Source organism: Lacrimispora sphenoides JCM 1415, from assembly GCF_900105615.1.
Lineage (GTDB): Bacteria > Bacillota > Clostridia > Lachnospirales > Lachnospiraceae > Lacrimispora > Lacrimispora sphenoides.
In genome coordinates this window covers 4,770,190-4,790,623 of the sequence record NZ_LT630003.1, presented here as the reverse complement: position 1 = coordinate 4,790,623, position 20,434 = coordinate 4,770,190, and the positions used below count along the sequence as shown (strand labels likewise).

18 protein-coding genes are annotated in these 20,434 nt (G+C 46.0%); 4 read left to right on the top strand and 14 right to left on the bottom strand.

The window, feature by feature from the left end:
* Positions 1-71 precede the first annotated feature (71 nt).
* Both BMX69_RS21645 and BMX69_RS21640 read left to right on the top strand, forming a co-directional pair.
* A complete protein-coding gene (locus BMX69_RS21645; RefSeq protein ID WP_100043493.1) occupies positions 72-2,462 on the top strand; it encodes an endonuclease MutS2 in 2,391 nt (796 codons plus the stop codon).
* An 89-nt stretch (positions 2,463-2,551) separates the two neighbouring features.
* Entirely contained in the window at positions 2,552-3,262 is a 711-nt protein-coding gene (locus BMX69_RS21640; protein ID WP_100043492.1) for a response regulator transcription factor, read from the top strand.
* A gap of 98 nt (positions 3,263-3,360) precedes the next feature.
* Here the strand turns inward: BMX69_RS21640 and BMX69_RS21635 are convergent, their stop codons facing one another.
* Positions 3,361-3,543, bottom strand: a complete 183-nt coding sequence (locus BMX69_RS21635; protein WP_054791662.1) for a hypothetical protein — start codon at positions 3,541-3,543, stop codon at positions 3,361-3,363.
* Between the two features lie 310 nt (positions 3,544-3,853).
* Between BMX69_RS21635 and BMX69_RS21630 the strand changes: the two genes are divergently transcribed.
* A complete protein-coding gene (locus tag BMX69_RS21630; protein ID WP_100043491.1) occupies positions 3,854-5,260 on the top strand; it encodes a sensor histidine kinase in 1,407 nt (468 codons plus the stop codon).
* 92 nt (positions 5,261-5,352) lie between these two features.
* Here the strand turns inward: BMX69_RS21630 and BMX69_RS21625 are convergent, their stop codons facing one another.
* The 10 genes from BMX69_RS21625 to BMX69_RS21575 form a co-directional block, all read right to left on the bottom strand.
* Positions 5,353-5,844, bottom strand: a complete 492-nt coding sequence (locus BMX69_RS21625) for a tRNA (cytidine(34)-2'-O)-methyltransferase (RefSeq protein WP_054791663.1) — start codon at positions 5,842-5,844, stop codon at positions 5,353-5,355.
* Between the two features lie 5 nt (positions 5,845-5,849).
* Entirely contained in the window at positions 5,850-7,019 is a 1,170-nt protein-coding gene (locus tag BMX69_RS21620) for an aminotransferase class I/II-fold pyridoxal phosphate-dependent enzyme (RefSeq protein ID WP_100043490.1), read from the bottom strand.
* A complete protein-coding gene (locus BMX69_RS21615) occupies positions 7,016-7,498 on the bottom strand; it encodes an Lrp/AsnC family transcriptional regulator (RefSeq protein ID WP_025231079.1) in 483 nt (160 codons plus the stop codon). The genes BMX69_RS21620 and BMX69_RS21615 overlap by 4 nt, the downstream gene beginning before the upstream one ends.
* A 73-nt stretch (positions 7,499-7,571) precedes the next feature.
* Positions 7,572-8,156, bottom strand: a complete 585-nt coding sequence (locus BMX69_RS21610; RefSeq protein ID WP_100043489.1) for an AIR synthase-related protein — start codon at positions 8,154-8,156, stop codon at positions 7,572-7,574.
* An 18-nt stretch (positions 8,157-8,174) separates the two neighbouring features.
* Positions 8,175-9,665 (bottom strand): VanW family protein, encoded by a 1,491-nt coding sequence (locus tag BMX69_RS21605; protein ID WP_054791683.1) that lies wholly within the window; start codon positions 9,663-9,665, stop codon positions 8,175-8,177.
* Positions 9,666-9,850: 185 nt separating this feature from the next.
* Positions 9,851-10,558, bottom strand: a complete 708-nt coding sequence (locus tag BMX69_RS21595; protein ID WP_100043488.1) for a 3'-5' exonuclease — start codon at positions 10,556-10,558, stop codon at positions 9,851-9,853.
* A gap of 1 nt (position 10,559) precedes the next feature.
* Positions 10,560-11,237: an endonuclease III gene (nth, locus tag BMX69_RS21590; RefSeq protein WP_054791664.1), complete on the bottom strand. Its 678-nt coding sequence runs from the start codon at positions 11,235-11,237 to the stop codon at positions 10,560-10,562.
* Positions 11,237-12,997 (bottom strand): B12-binding domain-containing radical SAM protein, encoded by a 1,761-nt coding sequence (locus tag BMX69_RS21585; RefSeq protein WP_054791665.1) that lies wholly within the window; start codon positions 12,995-12,997, stop codon positions 11,237-11,239. Before BMX69_RS21585 ends, nth begins: the two co-directional genes overlap by 1 nt.
* Before the next feature lies 1 nt (position 12,998).
* Entirely contained in the window at positions 12,999-13,493 is a 495-nt protein-coding gene (locus BMX69_RS21580; protein WP_054791666.1) for a deoxycytidylate deaminase, read from the bottom strand.
* 129 nt (positions 13,494-13,622) lie between these two features.
* Positions 13,623-14,711: an L-threonylcarbamoyladenylate synthase gene (locus tag BMX69_RS21575; protein WP_100043487.1), complete on the bottom strand. Its 1,089-nt coding sequence runs from the start codon at positions 14,709-14,711 to the stop codon at positions 13,623-13,625.
* A gap of 180 nt (positions 14,712-14,891) precedes the next feature.
* Here BMX69_RS21575 and asnA point away from each other — a divergent pair, with 180 nt between their 5' ends.
* Entirely contained in the window at positions 14,892-15,899 is a 1,008-nt protein-coding gene (asnA, locus tag BMX69_RS21570; protein WP_100043486.1) for an aspartate--ammonia ligase, read from the top strand.
* 99 nt (positions 15,900-15,998) lie between these two features.
* Here the strand turns inward: asnA and BMX69_RS21565 are convergent, their stop codons facing one another.
* From BMX69_RS21565 to BMX69_RS21555, 3 genes are all read right to left on the bottom strand, one after another.
* Complete coding sequence (locus BMX69_RS21565) at positions 15,999-17,132, bottom strand: methyl-accepting chemotaxis protein (protein ID WP_166433220.1); 1,134 nt, start codon at positions 17,130-17,132, stop codon at positions 15,999-16,001.
* A gap of 366 nt (positions 17,133-17,498) precedes the next feature.
* On the bottom strand, positions 17,499-18,557 hold the full coding sequence (locus BMX69_RS21560) for a Gfo/Idh/MocA family protein (protein WP_100043484.1): 1,059 nt from the start codon (positions 18,555-18,557) through the stop codon (positions 17,499-17,501).
* 47 nt (positions 18,558-18,604) lie between these two features.
* A complete protein-coding gene (locus tag BMX69_RS21555) occupies positions 18,605-19,801 on the bottom strand; it encodes an ROK family transcriptional regulator (protein WP_025231067.1) in 1,197 nt (398 codons plus the stop codon).
* Positions 19,802-20,434: the final 633 nt, after the last annotated feature.

Below are 20,434 nucleotides of genomic sequence, written 5' to 3'. Positions count from 1 at the left end.
GCTATACTGTAACAGATACCATCATCACCGGACCACAATGCAGAGAAAGCAGAATAAACAAGGAATAATATATGAATCAGAAAGCATTAAAAACTTTAGAATATCATAAAATCATCGCACAGCTTGCAGAATACGCTTCCAGCGATTCAGGCAAGGCGCTGTGCCGGAATCTGGTACCATCAACGGACTACCAGGAGATCGTGAGATCCCAGTGCGAGACGACCGATGCCGCCACCAGAGTGCGCCAGAAAGGCGGCATCTCTTTTGGAGGCGTAAAAGACATCCGGCCATCCATAAAACGTCTGGACGTTGGAAGCGCTCTGGGAATTGTGGAGATTCTTTCCATCAGTTCCCTTCTAACCGCCTCAGCCCGGGCGAAAGCCTACGGACGCCATGAGGACTCTGAGCTGCCGGATGACTCACTGGAAGAATTCTTCCGTATGCTGGAACCATTAACCCCGGTCAACACGGAAATCAAACGCTGCATCCTCTCCGAAGAGGAGGTCAGCGATGACGCCAGCCCGGGACTTCATCATGTAAGGCGCTCCATGCGTTCTATTAATGATAAGATCCATACCCAGTTAAATTCTATATTAAACTCCAACCGGACTTATCTACAGGATGCGGTGATCACCATGAGGGATGGACGATACTGTCTCCCGGTGAAATCCGAGCATAAATCCCAGGTGTCAGGCATGGTTCACGACCAGTCCTCCACAGGTTCCACACTTTTTATCGAACCAATGGCTATCGTGAAGCTTAATAATGATTTAAGGGCCCTGGAAATCCAGGAACAGAAAGAAATCGAAATGATCCTGGCCGATTTAAGCAACCAGCTGGCTCCCTATCTTGAGGAGCTGGAAACAAATTTTGAGATTCTGACCAAGCTGGATTTTATTTTTGCAAAAGCAGCCTTATCCAAACATTACAATGCAAGCCAACCGGAATTTAATACAAAGAGGATCATAAACATTAAGGATGGACGCCATCCCCTGCTTGACCCAGCCAAGGTGGTTCCCATCAGCATCCATCTGGGCCGGGACTTTGATCTGTTAATTGTAACCGGACCAAATACCGGAGGAAAAACAGTTTCCTTAAAGACAGTGGGCTTATTTACCCTCATGGGACAGTCCGGCCTTCATATACCGGCATTTGACGGTTCCCAGCTGGCAGTGTTTGATGAAGTGTTTGCAGATATCGGAGATGAACAGAGCATTGAGCAGAGCTTAAGTACTTTTTCCGCCCATATGACCAACATTGTCCAGATCCTGGGCCAGGCAGACAGCAATTCTCTCTGCCTGTTTGATGAGCTTGGAGCTGGAACCGATCCAACGGAAGGAGCGGCCCTCGCCATCTCCATCCTGTCATTTCTCCATAATATGAAATGCCGCACCATGGCCACCACCCATTACAGTGAGCTAAAGGTATTCGCACTCACAACCCCAGGCGTGGAAAATGCCTGCTGCGAGTTTAATGTAGAGACCCTAAGACCCACCTACCGCCTTTTAATCGGCGTGCCTGGTAAGAGTAACGCCTTTGCCATTTCAAAAAAGCTGGGACTTCCGGATTATATCATTGAAGATGCGAAAACCAACCTTGAGGCAAAGGATGAAACCTTCGAAGACCTTTTGACCCATCTGGAACAAAACCGCGTTACCATTGAAAAGGAACGGATCCAGATCGCCTCCTATAAGCAGGAGGTAGAACAGCTAAAAGCCCGTCTGACCCAGAAGGAAGAACGGCTTGATGAACGCCGGGATCAGATGATACGGGCAGCCAAAGAGGAAGCACAGAAGATCCTCCGGGATGCCAAGGATACGGCAGACCAGACCATACGGAACATTAACAAGCTGGCCGCAGACTCCGGCGTAAGTAAGGAGCTGGAAGAACAGCGGAGCAAGTTAAGAAGCAAGCTTCAGGATGTGGATTCTTCCCTCTCCCTGAAAAACGAGAAAAAGCAGCCAGGAAAGAAGATCGATCCCAAAAAGCTGAAGCTGGGAGACGGTGTAAAGGTCTTAAGCATGAACTTAAACGGGACTGTAAACTCTCTTCCCAATGCAAAAGGCGATCTGTATGTACAGATGGGAATTCTCCGTTCTTTGGTCAACCTTTCGGACTTAGAGCTTCTCCACGAGGAGTCTGTTTCCACTCCCGCCTCTGGCGGTTCCCGAAAATCAGGAAGCGGAAGCAGTTCTACACGTATGTCCAAATCCTTTACCATCTCTCCGGAGATTAACCTGATCGGGATGACAACGGATGAAGCCATTCCCCAGCTGGACAAATACTTGGATGATGCCTATCTGGCCCACCTTCCCCAGGTGCGTGTGGTACATGGCCGTGGAACGGGAGCCTTAAAAAATGCGGTGCACAAGCACTTAAAGAAGTTAAAGTATGTGAAGGAATTCCGGCTTGGCGCCTTTGGCGAAGGGGATTCCGGCGTAACCATTGTTTCATTTAAGTAAAACACTTCGTTGCAGCCGCCAAATGGATATGCGGGCATATTCTCCTGGCTCGCTGTCTTTGCGTGAATCATTTGAGAAAGGGGGCCATTATGGCAGAAAAACAGCGGATATTGATTGTAGACGATGACAGCAACATCGCGGAATTAATTTCCCTCTATTTGTTAAAAGAATGCTATGAAACAGAAATCGTAGGCGACGGAGAGGAGGCACTCCGGGTATTTCCTGAGTTCCGTCCCCACCTTGTGCTTTTAGACCTGATGCTTCCCGGTATGGACGGCTACCAGGTCTGCCGGGAGATGCGTTCCTCCTCCCAGGTCCCCATCATCATGCTGTCCGCCAAGGGAGAGGTCTTTGACAAGGTTCTGGGCCTGGAACTGGGCGCCGACGACTATATGATCAAACCTTTTGATTCCAAGGAACTGGTGGCACGTGTAAAGGCCGTATTAAGACGTTACCAGACGAACCCTGTTCCTGCCGCTCTTCACACGGATCATCAGGGCGATTATGTGGAATATCCGGACCTCATTGTCAATCTGACGAATTATTCTGTTATCTATATGGGGCATTCCATCGAGATGCCGCCCAAGGAACTGGAGCTTCTTTATTTCCTTGCAGCCTCACCAAACCAGGTGTTTACAAGAGAGCAGCTTTTGGACCACATCTGGGGATATGAATACATCGGTGATACCAGAACCGTAGATGTCCATATCAAACGGCTCCGTGAAAAAATCAAGGATCATGCAGGCTGGGCCCTGACTACGGTTTGGGGAATCGGCTATAAATTCGAAGTAAAGAGATAAGGTGGTTATTCGCCCACTGACCATCACAATCCAAAAAGAGATGGTTTTGGCCGCCACTTTCTTGAAATAATTTTAAAAGTTATAAAAGAAAAGGACAGCTATTCGCTGTCCTTTTCCTCGTAAACATCTCTGTTTTCTTTATATCTCAGTGTGTTCGGTCCCAGAAAATGCCCTGTTCCCCAGTGGTTGTTGAAAGTATTTACTTCCTCCGCCACGTCTTCTTCATAATCCTGATAATCCTGGTAATCCTGATATTCCTGATATTCCTTGTTCTTCTTCATGTTAATCACCTCTGTAATAGTATGGACGATTAGCCGAAAAATTAATCAACTGCAATCTTATATATGAAACCGATTACAAAAATCATATATGGAGAAAATAAGAAGTGACTTAATTACTGAAAAGATGTATACTAAATTTAATTACGTCTAGGTGATATCAATCATTTCTATTTCCTGGATGCAAAAATTAATAAGATGGAGTAGTATTATGAAGCAGTCAAATAACAGCCAGATAATAAAATTGTACCTCTCTGATATGCATAAATACGGCCTCCATATGGAGTGCTTTGATTTTGAGGTGAAACACTAGATGACACATTCTCTCTATTATAAATTCGTCCTGGGCTATCTGCTGTTCGGCCTCCTCGGATTTGTTACCATTGCTACCTTTTCTTCTGAAATCACAGACCAATATCTTCTTGGCCGCCGTTCCGAAGCCTTGTATGGCGAAGCCAATCAGATCGCTTCCTCCTACAGCGGCATGTACCAAGGCAAGGACATGAAGCTGACCTCCTCCTATCCGGAGCTGGTGAAAGAAGGCAATTATCTTCATGCACAGATTTGGATTGTTGACCGGCAGGGTAAGGTGGTATCCGATAGTGCACAGTCAGACAAGCAGGGACAGGTCATCGAAAACTTTGACCCCACCTCAATGGGCAACAAGTCCTACACCATCGGCGATTACTATCATCAATTCTCCTATGATGTCTTAAGCGTCCATGCGCCCATTACAGGGAACTATAACACGTATGGCTATGTGGTGATCCACCTTCCGCTATCCTCTTTGAAAATGGAGAGGGACGGGATCTTAAACATCGTTTATGTCACATCAGCGGTAGTGTTTGGCCTCTCCCTGATTATCCTCCTGGTTTTTACCAGGAATGTTTATTTTCCTCTAAAAAAAATCACGGCAGGAGCAAACGAATACGCCCAGGGGAACTTAGCCCACCATATTGAGGTAAATACAAGGGATGAAATGGGCTATCTGGCCGCTACGCTTAACTATATGTCCGCTGAATTGGGGAAGATGGAGGAATATCAGAAAACCTTTATCGCCAACGTTTCCCATGACTTCCGCTCTCCATTAACCTCCATTAAGGGTTATCTGGAAGCCATCCTTGACGGAACCATACCGCCGGAGATGCATGAGAAATATTTAAACAGGGTTATTTCAGAAACAGAACGGTTAAACAAGCTGACCCAGGGAATGCTGACCCTTAATTCTCTGGACTGCAAGGGATATTTAAACCGCGCCAGCTTTGACATCAACCGGGTCATCAAGGATACGGCAGCTTCTTTTGAAGGAACATGCAGTGATAAAAACATCACCTTTGATCTAACCTTTTCTGAAAGCATTCAGATGGTTTATGCGGACCTTGGGAAGATACAGCAGGTACTCTATAATCTGATAGATAACGCCATAAAATTCAGCCATGCAGATTCCACCATCTGCATCCAGGCTTCAGTAAAGTATGAGAAAATCTTTGTATCCATTAAAGATACGGGAATCGGCATTCCAAAGGAAAGTTTAAAAAAGATCTGGGATCGGTTCTATAAATCGGACTTATCCAGAGGAAAAGATAAGAAGGGCACCGGACTTGGTCTTGCCATTGTCAGGGAGATCATCCAGTCCCACGGAGAAAATATTGATGTGGTCAGCACGGAAGGGGTCGGATCGGAGTTCATCTTCAGCCTGCCTAAGGCCGGAGCTCCATAGCATGTTCAATAATCCTGATCAGCATTAGATAAGTAAAAAACACCGGTACAGTTTTTTCCAGGCAAACGCGGAAAATTCTGTACCGGTGTTTATTATTCCTTCCACTGAAGATGATGAAGCTCACCCGTCATGGTCATGCGTTCGAATCCATTCTGTCTCAACGCCTCATAAAGCACAATCGATACAGAGTTGGATAAATTTAAAGACCTGATATCACCCCACATAGGGATTCTGATACACTGTTCCTGATTCTCCAAAAGGATCTCTTCCGGAATCCCGGCACTTTCCTTTCCAAACATGAGAAAGCAGTCCGGTTCATACTCTACATCAGAATAGACATGAAGTCCCTTTGTGGTGGCCATGTAGATCTTTGCTGGGTTCCGGTTCAGAAAATCCTGATAATCGCTGTATACCGTTACATCAAGCTTGTCCCAGTAATCCAGACCGGCCCGTTTAATCAGTTTATCATTCAGTTTAAATCCCAGAGGCTCAATCAGATGCAGCTTCGTTCCCGTAGCCACACAGGTCCGGCCGATATTTCCGGTGTTGGCCGGCATCTCTGGTTCCAATAATACAATATTCATTCCTCTTACGCCTTTCCATCCAGCTTCTTGACAAATCGGTCCATACGGCCTAAGGCTTCCTTAAGATTCTTCAGAGAGTATGCATAGGAAATACGAAGATATCCTTCTCCACAATCTCCAAAAGCCGTACCTGGTACTACCGCTACCTTTTCTTCCCGAAGGAGCCTGGTAGCAAACTCATCAGATGTCATTCCAAACCGTTTGACAGATGGGAAGGTATAAAATGCACCGTGAGGTTCAAAACACTCCATTCCCATTTCTTTAAATGCGTGGATCAGATAACGGCGCCTCTGGTCATAGGATTCCCTCATCACCTGAACGTCCTTGTCTCCGTCACGCAGGGCTGCCACTGCTGCATACTGGCTGGTGGTCGGCGCACACATAATGGCAAACTGATGGATCTTTAACATCTGCTCCAGTATCACTCTCGGAGCCGCAGCATAGCCAAGGCGCCAGCCGGTCATGGCATAGGATTTTGAAAAGCCGTTAATGAGTACGGTCCGGTCCTTCATTCCGGGAAATGCAGCAATGGTAGTATGGTCGCTTCCGTAGGTAAGTTCCGCATAAATCTCATCCGAAATCACAAACAGATCCTTCTCTATAACAATTTTAGCGATCTCCTCCAGCTCCTCCGCCTTCATAACCGCTCCCGTAGGGTTATTGGGGAATGGAAGAACCAATACCTTGGTCTTTGAGGTGATCTTCTCCAGCAGCTTTTCACTTGTCAGCTTAAACTGGTCCTTTGCTTCCAGGTCAATGATGACCGGAACGCCATTTGCCAGAATGGTGCAGGGAACATAGGAAACGTAGCTGGGCTGAGGGATTAAAACTTCATCCCCGGGATTTAACATGGCGCGGAGGGCAATATCAATGGCCTCACTTCCGCCTACCGTCACCATTACTTCGTGGTCAGGATCATATGTAACCGCGAAGCGCCGGCTTAAATAACTGCATATCTCCAGCTTTAATTCTTTCAGACCTGCATTGGAGGTATAAAACGTACGGCCTTTTTCCAGGGAATAAATCCCCTCCTCCCGGATATGCCAGGGCGTGTCAAAATCAGGTTCCCCTACTCCAAGGGAAATTGCATCCTTCATTTCACTTACTATATCAAAAAATTTACGGATTCCCGAAGGCTGGATCTCTACGATCCGATCTGATAATGGATTTCTCACGGCGTAATCAACATCCTTTCATCGGTTGTCCCTTCAGCAAGAACGGTTCCATGGTCTTTATATTTCTTTAAGACAAAATGAGTCGCCGTGCTTAGCACCGATTCCATGGGAGACAGCTTCTCCGATACAAATTGTGCTACCTGCCTCATAGTCTTCCCTTCTATAAAAACCGTAAAGTCAAAAGCACCGGACATGAGATAAACGGCATTTACCTCGCTGTACTGATAAATGCGCTCCGCGATCTTGTCAAAACCCATACCTCTCTGGGGAGTGACCTTAACCTCAATCAGAGCCATAACTTTTTCATCGCTGGTATTATCCCAGTTAATCAGGGTGTGGTAGCCGCATATGATATGCTCTTTTTCCATTTCAGCGATTTCATTGGCAATGGCGGCCTCATTTTCCCCTAAAAGAATCGCCAGATCCTTTAAATCGATCCTGCTGTTTTTTTCAATTATTGCCAATATTTTTTCTCTCATATCCTGCCTCCTGATTTCCTTTTATTTGTCCACGCTCTTTGGACATAGAGGTATGCCCGCAGGGCGTTCCTTATTATTTGTCCACGCTTTTTGGACATAAAACCTTATAAAGTTCATCCTCTGTGGGCCGGTCAAGATAGCCGACGCTTTCCCCGTGGTCAATGATCCGTTTGATACCTCCGGTTACTTTCCCGATCACAGCTGCATGGATTCCCTGCTCTTTTAAAGCTTGTACCAGATCTCCTCCGTTATCAGCCGAAAAAAGCAGGCAGCCTGCCGAGAAAAGGCGGTACGGGTTTAAATCGTACCGCTCACAAATTTCGATGGTTTCCTGTTTCACCGGAATCCTGAGAAGGGAAAAACGGATCCCCGTCATATAAGCGCCGGATAAATCCCAAAGAGCCTTTAAAACTCCGCCCTCACCTGCCGGTTCACATTCAGATGCACCGAATTCCTTCCACTTTTCCAAATCTCCTTCCAGTTCCATGTTCCCGGATTCCAATATCCGTTCTACATAGTCTCTGGAAAACCATTGATATAATTCTTCCTGTTTATTTTTTACGGTTTCCACCGTTCCGGACAGCCCGGCATATCCTGCAATAACAAGATCCTGCCCGGGCCTTACGGTTCCGGTATTCTCCCTTTCGATCCGTCTCATATGCTTACCTGCCAGCGCTTACGGTCCTGCCTCTAACGAGGCATCTTCCGGTATCTGGGGTCCTTCCTGTACTGCGTTCCCGGTATCTGCAGGTACTGTGTCCTCCGGGGTCACAACCGGCGGTGTTTCTACGGGAATTCCAGGAGTTTCAGCCGGTACAGCAACCGCAGGAGCGGCCGGCCCGACCTTTATAATAGCCTTTGATGGATTATAGGTATCCGTATGAAGGATCTCCCGGCTCTGCTCAACACCATCTACATATACAACCTTCCACAGCCTGGACTTCATCCCCTTATGTGCAGACTGGACTTGGCTTCTGCTTCCAGGAGGCATGGTTGGATCCACGATCTCCTTTGGCGCACCCGGATCCGTTACACTCAAGGTCTCAGAAACAAAATCAAAGGTCCTGTTTGCAGGTCTGGTTTCTTTCCCATAGATGGTAAAGGTAAGGGTCTTTCCGGAAGTATAGCCCTCAACAAAAATGGGCGTGCTGTAATTGTTGGTAAATTTAATGTCCTTATACGTACCGGCTATGGCTGCATCTTCAGAGGGTTTTACATAACCAACTATCATGGAGTGGTTCTGCCTCTGGGCAACTTCCAGTTCTGCCCTGAGCACGGCATTGTAAATGGTGGTAGCAATCTGGCAGACGCCTCCGCCAATGCTGTCTACTACCTGGCCATTCTCATAGGCTGATGCCGTTGCATAGCCGTTTTCTACGGTAAAGGGATGCATGCACTCATAGCCAGACAGAGTTTCCCCCGGCATCAGCACGTGGCCGTTGATCTTACCTGCGCCCACCTGCAGATTCTTGGATCTGGAAGCACCACTGGAAGAGAAGCTGGTGGAAAAGGTTCCAAGCACATCCTTTATGGTTATCAAATCATCCGTGGTAATTGCAGGCTTTACCTCTACAACCACTGCGGTGGCTGTTACCGGCTCCTTAAGTCCATTGGCAAGAGCAGCATCTAAAGCCTGCTTTGTAGCCGCCACATCAACGGTTTTTCCAATGGCAGATGGAGTCACGACAAATACTCCCTTGTCACGGACAATGGTCGCATTCTTTGGCTCCATTACTCCCTGTGCACACTTTTCTGCCACAAATGACGCCACACTTCCATCATCAAGGGCTGTTTCCAGAGGGATGATCACATGGTTTTGTTCAATATCCTTCTTATTCAGATACCGTTTGATCAGGTTGCCTCCCTGCCAGGAAGATGCGGCCTGGGACACAGCCTCCGGATTGCTCCAATGGAAGCCAAGATCTTTTGCTATGGTTTCCACCGGCTGTCCGTCAACGATCAATGTTATCTTTTGGTTTTCCATTTCATTTACCAGGCTCTGTATCTTTTGACTGGCTTCTTCTTCTGTCATACCCCCCAGATTATATTCTCCCACATATATTCCATCCGGAAGAGTATCAGCCATGGCATATGCGGGAGAAAGAAATCCAATTCCCGCTGCAATTACGATTGCTGCCAGGCTCATGGACAAAGTTTTCTTTTTCATAATCATTCCTCATACTCTGCTGTGCCTGTACGCTGCCAATACACCTCCTGGGTCGCTTATAGAAACTGAAGCATCATAGGAAGCACCATAGCAGCAATCAGTAAAATAACTACTAGGATCAAAACTACTGATAAAAATTTTCTGTTGTTTTTATTATTGAAGTTAATCATATCGTATCACCTCTCTTATATTCTTCCATACTGTGCTATGATTTTATCCGTGATTCTTGATATTTCATTTCTGGACAAATATTCTGTTTGCACAGATAAAACTATTTTATGATATTTTAATAAATCCTGCAAGTGTTCTTTTTGCCTTTTTGAGGCCGGCTGCTCTTTTTTCACCTTATAAATCAAAGCCTGAGGGCCAAAGGCTTCCGGCGATTCCTTCTCATACCGATCTGCCAATTCCTGATAAAGCTTTTGGGCTGCCATTGCATCTGCAAGCGCCCGGTGGCTTAAGGTTTGAACGATCCCAAAATATACGCAGGCTGCTGTTAAATTTTTCTTCTCATCAGGGGGCATAAATCTTCGTGCAAGCTTTAGGGTGTCGATTCCCTGACGCTCAAATTCATAGCCCTCATTGATTGCCGCACGCTTTAAAAAACTGTAATCAAATATTACGTGATGTCCCAGTATCGGTAAATCTCCTGCAAAATCCAAAAAACCGCCAATCACCTCTCCAATTCCCCGGGAAGCCTCTAACTGGCGGTTGGTAATGCCGGTGAGCATACCTACCTTAGGCTCCAGCTTCCTGTAAGGATTAACAAAGGTTTCGTAGTTCTCTGTAACCTGCCCCTCTATAACCTTCACCGCTCCGATTTCAATGATCTTATCCTGCTTTGGGTCAAGACCGGTGGTTTCCAAATCTACGGCAATATAGGATAATACCACATTAATCCTCCCTCTTCTGACTTGGTTCCAGTCCGGCGCTGGGACAAAGCTTTTTCAAAAAGCACTGGCTGCACTTCGGATTTCTTGCAATACAAATGGATCTGCCAAGGGTAATGATCTGAATATTCCATAAGATCCAGTGCTCTTTTGGAAGTACCTTCATCAGCTCATACTCTATTTTCTCCGGATCCTCTTCCTTTGCAAAGCCCAGCTTTCTGGAGATCCGCTTTACGTGAGTATCTACTACAATGCTTGGCTCATGGTAAATGTTTCCCCGGATAACATTGGCTGTTTTACGACCCACTCCTGCAAGAGAGGTCAGTTCCTCCATTGTCCGGGGAACCTCACCTCCGAATTTTTCCACCAGGTCCTGACAGCAGGATATGATGTTCTTCGCTTTCATATGATAAAATCCTAGAGAATGGATATCTTTCTCCAATTCCTTTAAATCTGCCTGTGCAAATTTCTCTGGTGAATCATACTTCCTGAACAAGTCCGGTGTCACCATGTTTACCCTGGCATCGGTGCACTGTGCGCTTAAAATGACCGCTATTAAAAGCTGCCATGGATTTTCGTGGTTTAAATAGCATACATATGAAGTTCCATATTCCCTGTCAAGGGCCTCAAGCACTTTTAATACCCTGGCCTGACGTTCTGCTTTTGTCTCTCTCTTTGCCATTATTTCCTCCATACACCGATTTCATAAGCAGCTGCATTATGAGACAGGGCATCCCGTTTTTTATAATCAAAAAGAACTGCCCTTCCGTCCCGGAATACCTCCACATGAGCCATCTTAATGAGCTGTCTGGCCTCATAACCATCATAACCTTCCTTCAAATACCGGAAACCTGCTGCCTCTGCCTCAAAAAATGCCCTTACCTGGTCCTTAAATGGTTCCTGGTCTGCCGCAAAAACAGGCCGGCTCTTTAAATTTTCCCTCAGGTAAAGATCATACACCAGAAGATCCCGGTACAGGGAACGTTTTTCCGGTACCAGGCTGTATAGGAATCCTTCCAGGATCTCATACCGGGCCATTCGGTTATGGCTGATTTTTAAGTACCCCTGCTTATCATAATATTCAGCCAGGGTCTCAAACATATCAAAAGGCGTTTCAAACTCTTTAAGAAGTTCATCTAAGGTCGTCCGGAACTGTCCGCTGTTTCCGTAGACCTCCAGCATTTCCTCCAAAGCCTTCAGCTTCAGAATCCCGCCGTAGTCGATCCATTTGGTTGAAAGCACCTCGTAGGGTGCCTTCTCCTTAAACTGAACCCCGTATTCCCCCGCCTTCTCCCACAGATAGGAACCTTTTAACACCTTTAAAAATCCAAGCTGAAGCTGTTCCGGCTTCATCTCATATACCTCATTAAAGGAATTACGAAAGCTTTGGTAATCTTCTCCCGGAAGTCCGGCGATCAGGTCAAGATGCTGATGGATATTTCCAAAGCTGTTGATTTTGTCAACCCTTTTCTTTAATCGCTTCAAATCCATGGTCCTGCGGATTTCCTTAATGGTTGACTGGTTGGTGCTCTGGACTCCGATCTCAAGCTGGATCAGTCCCGGCCTCATACGGGACATAAGCTCAAGTTCCTCCTCGTTTAAAAGATCCGCGGATATCTCGAAATGAAAATTAGTCACCCCGTTATCATGTTCTATGATATGGCGCCAGATCTCCATGGTATGCTTTCTGCTGCAGTTAAAGGTCCTGTCCACAAATTTCACCTGGGGAACCCGGTTTTCAAGGAACACATTAAGCTCCTTTATAACCAGGGTACTATCGCGAAGCCTCACGGACTTATCCAGGGAAGAGAGGCAATAACTGCAGGAAAAAGGACAGCCGCGGCTGCTTTCATAGTAAATGATACGGTTCTCAAAATTCTTTAGATCTTTATAGAAGAAGGGAATAGAGTTCATGTCCACCGCTGTCCTTCGCGGATTCATTGTAACATTTCCTTCCTCATCTCTTACGGCGGTACCGTCTATCGCCTGAAAAGAAGAATTCCTGCCATTAAGGTTTCCCCTGAACCGCTCCAGATAGCATCGCACCACTTCAGAAAAGGTTTCCTCTCCTTCCCCCATCATGACCCCATAAACGGATTGCTCCCGGCAAAGGATTTCAGGGGCGTCATAAGACACCTCGGGACCTCCCAGCCAGATCTCCACATGAGGGAGAACTTTCGGAAGGTCCCGGATCAGCTCTAATACATAGGAAAAGTTCCAGATGTAACAGGAAAACCCAATGGCATCCGGTTTCCTTAAGAAAATATCCTTTAAGATTTCATCGGGCTGATTGTTAATGGTGTATTCTAAAGTTTCAATCTGAAACCTTCCATCCTCCAGTTCCGGTTCTCTTACATGGGCTTTCGCATAGGCCTTTAAGCTGTAAACAGCGGGATTGGAATGGATATATTTGGCGTTGAGCGCCACCAGCAAAAATTTCATCTCAAACCTCGATCTCTATCTTTCTTCCAGTCGGCTGATACTGGTAATACCGGACCCCTGCTGCATTGAGCATCCGCTTGGAAGCATTGACTGCAGGAGTACCGTCATACTTGTCCGAACCGTAAACAATGGTTTTAATTCCGGCCTGTATGATGGCCTTCGCACATTCGTTGCAGGGGAACAGAGTAACATAAAGCTTGCTGCCTTCTAAGCTGCCCCCTCTGTAGTTAAGGATAGCATTTAATTCACTGTGGGTGGAATAGAAATATTTGGCATTGTAAGGATCTGCCTGCTCATCTTCCTTGTCCCACGGAAATTCATCATCCGAGCAGCCCATGGGAAACCCATTGTAACCCATGGATAAAATCTTATTATCCTGGCTTACGATGCAGGCTCCCACCTGGGTGCTGGGATCCTTGGATCGCCTTGCGGAAAGAGCCGCTACTCCCATAAAATATTCATCCCATGTAATATAATCTTCTCTTTTTCCCGCCATTTCTTATCCTCCTTCTTGCCCATGCTTTATGGGCAGGGCCCACCCCGCTTCATCGGGTGTACAGGGATACCCTAAGGGTATTTCCTCCTTTGAATTGGAAAAGCGGATATCCGCAATCCGCTTTTCTCCTTAATCATGAACACAGTCTTCTTTACAGCCTGCATTTAAAATATGGTATCCTGCCGCCTTGGTCAACCGGTTCATAATAGCCTGTCCCAAATGATCTCTGGAGAAGCTTTCAGAAAAAATAAAATCCGCGTCCAGATCATCAAATTCCCTCAGTACTCCGTAAAGGTTATGGGCAATGGTCTCCTCCCTGGCACGTAATCCCATGCTTCTTACCATTCCATCAGGATATCTCTCTTTCGTTTCTTCGGTACAGATGATCCCCACACGAAACCCTTTGGAAAGCTTTTCTTCTGCCAGCCGTTTTATAGTCCGTATTACATTCTCTGTTTCGCCCTCTACCAGAGTTAAGTCTGCTTTTGGCGCATAATGCTTATATTTCATACCAGGGGCCTTTGGCCTCACATCCGCTTTCATCGGCCCTGAAACAATGGCAGGGTCAAGAGGGACCTCTTGTCCAAGAACAGAAAAAGCCATTTCCTGTGTTATGGCACCCGGCCTTAAAATCACCGGCTCGTCCCCTGATACATCGATGATCGTGGATTCCACTCCGATTCCTACGGCCCCTCCGTCTACGATCATATCAATCTTTCCATTCATATCCTGCCATACATGATCAGCAGTAGTGGGACTTGGCCGTCCGGAGGTATTGGCACTTGGCGCTGCCACCGGCACCCCGGCCAAACGAATGAGAGCATTGGCTACCGGATCGGCAGGCATGCGCACTGCCACCGTATCAAGTCCTCCGGTAGTCCCATAGGGAACCAGATCGCTTTTCGGGAAAATAAGGGTCAAAGGACCCGGCCAAAACGCTTCCATCAGCCGTCTTCCTGCTTCGGGTATGACAGTTACCAGGGGAGGCAGATCATCAAAATCTGCTATATGGGCGATCAGCGGGTTATCCGAGGGCCTGCCCTTTGCCGCATAAATTTTCCCCGCTGCCTCTTCGTTTAAGGCATTGGCTCCAAGACCGTATACGGTTTCCGTTGGAAACGCCACCAGACCGCCGTTTCTTAATATTTCCGCAGGCTTCTTTAACAGTTCTTCCTCCGGCTGTTCTTTATCTTCTATTATAATTCGTTCTGTCTTCATATTACTCTGCTCTTTTCTTTTAATAACTTCCATTAATCATATCACAGGCCCAGTTTCCATGCAACTTTTTTGCTGCCTGCCAAAAGCTTTCCTTCCTGTTACTCAGGATAAAACAATGGTTGCACGATTTTCATATTAATGATACCATAATAAAAACATTTTATTTGGGAGGAATACCACATGGAAATCATCATACCGGAAAACTATGACCCCAAACTCTCTGTACGGGAGACCCAGGAGGCCATTAAATACATTAGAGATACGTTTCAAAAAGAGCTTGGTAAGGAAATGACTCTGGAACGAATCTCAGCCCCCCTATTTGTAGAGCGCAGCAGCGGATTAAACGATGATTTAAGCGGCGTGGAGCGCCCGGTACGGTTTGATATCGCCGGCATTCCGGACGAAACCGTAGAAGTTGTTCACTCCCTTGCCAAATGGAAGCGCATGGCCCTTCATGAATATGGCTTTCTGCCCGGCGAAGGCCTTTATACCAACATGAACGCCATCCGTAGAGACGAGGACTTAGACAACCTCCACTCCTGTTATGTAGACCAATGGGACTGGGAAAAGGTTATTACCAAAGAGGAGCGGAATGAGGAAACCTTAAAGGAAACCGTCCGAACCATCTTTAAGATCATCAAGCACATGCAGCATGAGGTCTGGTACAAATACCCCCATGCCGTAAAGCATCTGCCAGAGGATATCACCTTTATCACATCCCAGGAGCTGGAGGACCGTTATCCGGACAAAACCCCAAAGGAACGGGAAAACTTAATCACAAAGGAATACGGCTGCGTCTTTCTCATGAAGATCGGGGACAAGCTTGGGAGCGGAAAGCCCCATGACGGAAGAGCACCTGACTATGATGACTGGCAGTTAAACGGGGACATTCTGTTCTGGTTTGAGAATTTAAACTGCGCCCTGGAAATCTCCAGCATGGGCATACGGGTGGATGAAGAATCCCTGGCAAACCAGTTGGAAAAGGCTGGATGCGAAGACAGGAAAAACCTGCCTTACCATAAAATGCTGTTAAACGGAGAACTGCCCTATACCATCGGAGGCGGAATCGGACAATCCCGTCTTTGCATGCTTCTTCTGGACAGGGCTCATGTGGGAGAAGTTCAGGCCAGCATCTGGCCAAAGGAAATGCGGGAAGAATGCAGAAAACATAACATCGTTCTTCTGTAGGCCAACCGGATAAATAAAAAGGGGTGTTGTTCAATCGCATGCGGTTGAACAACACCCCTTTTCTATGTAGCTAATGTCAGAGTTAGTGGGCAGTTCTCTTTAACAGGGTGTTTTCAGCTTGAAGGTCTGCACCATTACCTTCAGCGCTTCCGCCTGCTTGTACAGCTCAGCCGTTGCAGCAGTACTTTCCTCAGACGCTGCCGAATTTACCTGCACTGCATTGGATACCTGGCTGATTTCATCGTTTATGCGGGCGATACCGGAAGCTTGCTCCGACGATGCACCGGCAATTTTTTCCGCCAATTCGGCGACCTGCTCTATCCCACCCACAATTCTGTTAAAAGCGTCTGCAGTGGTCTTTGCGATCTTCATGCCATGCTCTGCTCTCTGTATAGAACTTTCTATCATGTCTGCGGTTTCCTTTGCGGCTTTTGCCGAACGGGCCGCAAGACTACGCACCTCATCCGCCACAACCGCAAAACCTTTTCCGTACTGGCCCGCCCTTGCGGCCTCTACCGAAGCGTTTAATGACAGTAAGTTTGTCTGGAAGGCGATGTCCTCGATCGCCTTAATTACCTTTGAGATATTTGATGAGGACAGGTTGATCTCATCCATGGCTTTCAGCATATCCTCCATGTGCCTGTTGCCATCCACGGCTCCATGTCTGACCTCATTTGCACAGGTCATGGCCATGGCCGCATGATCTGTACTTAAGCCGATCCGGTTTTTTACCTCCGTTACAGCAGCAGCCAGCTCCTGAAGGGATCCTGCCTGATGGCCTGCCCCTTCTGACAGACGTATGCTTGCTTCCGATATTTGGCCGGCCCCACTTAAAACCTGTCCCGACGTATTGCATATTTGAGACAGAATGTGATTGTTTTTCTCTACGATACTGCTTAATGCAATGCCGAGGACATCCTTTTCCGAATTAACTTTTACATCCACAGTCAGATCTCCGCGGGCTATTGCTTCGGCTGTATGAGCCTGTCTCCTGGTGTTTTCCACCATCGCCTTGAAGGATTCCATCAATTCTCCCACTTCATCCTTTGTGAGGACCCGCACGTTTGCGCTTGCATCTCCCACAGACAGCTGCCGTGCAATATTGTTGAGAATTTTAAGAGGGCGCACAATGCTTTTGTTTAAGACTCTGCATATTATGAAGCTTGAAACAGCAGATAAAATGGTAAGCAAAAATATTGCGGCCGAAGAAAGCGCAAAAAATCCTGTTGACATATTGTTTATAGAATGTAATCTGTAAATGGTGAAAAGGCTTATCAAAGATATTAAAATTGTTATGACGTTCACTATACCGAATCCTATTGCCAGCCTTTTGCTAAGAGCAATTGAATTCTGTCTTTCCTGTTTACCCCGTATTTCCATATGAGCTGCACCCCTTAATTTGTTTTTATACCTATAGTTTATATCGACAGTTTCCAGCATAATTTTAGTAAAATTACGATATTTATCTATATAAATTTATCTATATGCATGATGGACGGGGCGCAGACTGGACAGGTGCTTATTCCAACTGGTACATAATCATAATCCCGGTACGGGTAGTGAATCATTTGCAGAGCAAAGCAAATGAACGTATGTATTTCATATCTTCTGCGTATTTAAATCCTCATAATACACATCCTCAAACGGCAGATAAATACGCCTTTTTTCCAAAGAAGATAAATAGATTCCCTTAACCATCTCCAAAGTCTTCCTGCCTTCCGATCCGTCTACAGCTACAGGTCCATCCTGCAGAATCGATTCATAAAAGTCCCTGATCTGAAGATGGTGGCTGCTTCCCCAGTAATCCGGCCCGACGTTTGTGGTCTCATAGGTATTTCTTATTTCTGTATAGCAGCCATCCGATTCATAAAAGCCCATATCCTGTATCAGACCGCAGCGTCCCTTTTCCCCCTGGAGTTCTATGGTAATGGGCGCATCGGAAGCATAGGAATTGCAGGCATAAAGGCTGTAGATACAGCCGTTTTTAAATCTTATGGCCGCTTCTGCGGCATCCTCCACATGCACCATTTCATGACAGTGGTTGTGAACGCTTCCTTCAATCCATTCAATGTCACTGCCCAACATGTAACGGACACGGTCCATGCTGTGAATGGCCTGGTCAATCAGGACGCCGCCCCCCTCCTTATCCCAGGTTCCTTTCCAGTCGCATCCCTCATAATAAGAGGCAGGACGGTTCCAGGTGAGATAAGACCGGGCAGATAAAATCTTTCCAAAATATCCTTCACTAATCAGCTGTTTTAACTTCTCCACACTTTTTGTGTATCTGGTCTGGAAAATGACACCCAGCTTTTTCCCGGTAAGCTTCTGTACTTCCATCATCCGGTCAGCATCCTGCAGGGAAATAGCAATGGGCTTTTCAGTAAGCACATGTATTCCAGCCTCCATGGCTTTTACAGCCATGACCGGGTGCAGATAATGGGGAAGGCACAGATGTATTATTTCAATCCGGTATTGCAGCGCGGACTCCAGATCCCTACTGTAATGGCAGTTGAATTTTTCCCCAAAAGCTTTAGCCTTATCTTCGTCAATATCGATAGCACATACTAACTCTACATAATCCGAAAGTCTGCGAAAGGCATCTTCATAACAGGAAGAGATTCTTCCGCAGCCCATAATTGCAGCTCTTAACTTTTCCATTGGCGTACCTCCGTTTCATAAGAAAACAACATAGCCGGAAAACCCCATCAGCCGATAAAAAAGCTTCCGGCCATATCCTGAGTAAAATTGTAATGGATATCAAAGAAATATTTCATTGCGCCATTATAAAGGGCACTGGAATCCAGAAGGCTGTACCTGACGCTGACGGAGTTCACCATGCGGCGAAATCCCATAGTGCCCAGACATTCCTGGATTTCCTGGAGAAATAAAGGCCCAAGGTCTTTTCCCTTACCTCCGATAATTATCAGCTTTGGATGCACCATACAGATCAAATTGCACAAAGCCATGGAAAATTCATCAGCGATATCCCGCACTACTTTGCAGGAAACCATATCTCCATATACACTGGCCTGGCCAAGATCCCCATAGGTAACGTTCGATGATCTCCTGAAAGCCGGACTTCCTCCTGCTTTAGAAATACGGTCTTTTAAGGACGCTTCCCCGATCATTAACTCCAGGCATCCCCGGTTCCCGCAGGAACAAAGCTCTCCCTTAGGGTCAATGGAATAATGACCGAACTGGGTGTAGGAAGCAGAAGCACGGCCCAGCATCTCATTATGGATGAATAAGGTAGCGCCGATCCCTTTCCCGAAGTTAATAAATGCGAAATCCTTTTCCGTAATCTGAGTATAAACCTTTTCCGCATAAGCAAAGCAGGCCGTATCATTTAAAAGTGCTACCGGAAAACCGGAGAATGCGTGCTGGAGCTGGCCTACAAAGTCTTTTTCCGGAAGGTTCAGTGTTGTAGCGAATATTTCCCGCTTGTCAGGATCTATCATTGCGGGAACCACCACGCAAATCCCCAGGAACTGTTCCCTGTCTATCTGCTGCAGCACAGTCTGATGGATGTATTCCTGGCACAGAAGAATGTAGCTGTCAAGGGAAGGGACATCCACCTGCTCACAAAAGGAAGAGGTACCGGTGATGTCCACCAGGGCCGCATTGAGTCTCTTCTCCTCCAGTAAGAAAACAGCCACATAATACTGTTCCGCACGAAGCAACAAACTGTTGGGCTTACGGCCCACATTCGTACTGTCACTGGCACCGGAATCGTATACAAATTTGCGCGCAATCAGTTCATCCACCAGGGAGGAAACTGCAGTTTTACTTAAGTGAGAATCTTTGGAGAGCTGCGCTCTTGAGATCCCTGGGTTTCGGTAAATGGAATTGTACAATTGCTTTAGATTTGTATTTTTAATTAACTGTTGGTTTACAAGTTTCATAATTTCCTGCCTGTCCTTTGCTTGTTATGATAAATTACTGATCGAACTGTCTCTGGCCCCATGAAGTTCTGGAAAACCACACATATGGCAATTCCGCTTCTCCTTAGGCAAAGCCCTTTTCTGACTTTTAGGCGTATTTCACAACTGAAACACCTTTCCCCTTCTCATGATCTGCTGCATCAGAAGCTGCACCCCACCTCCTTAACAAATATTTAGTAAAGTAACCTTATCAAATAATGTATCATAAAATATAGATAGTTGCAATAATTCCAGGAAAAATACGCAGAAAAGCCTCATTCCCGAGAAAAGCTATATAAAAAGAGGTCTTATCTATGGAAAATAAGCAAATTAGTATAAATAAATTGAAACTTGATATGACCAATATCTATTTTATATGAATGTTTCATAAAATAATGAATTAATTTTCTAAATAAATATCACTAATTACATTTATTTTATATGAATCAAAAAAATATATTGACATATGTGTCGCTTAATGCTATTGTATTTTCAACAAATTAATATAATTCTTAGATATCAAAAGCCAGAATACAACAACTTTATCCTAATGGCTTTTAATTTTAAATTATATTAGTAAGGTCACTGTACAAACTAATGAAAGAGGATGATGAT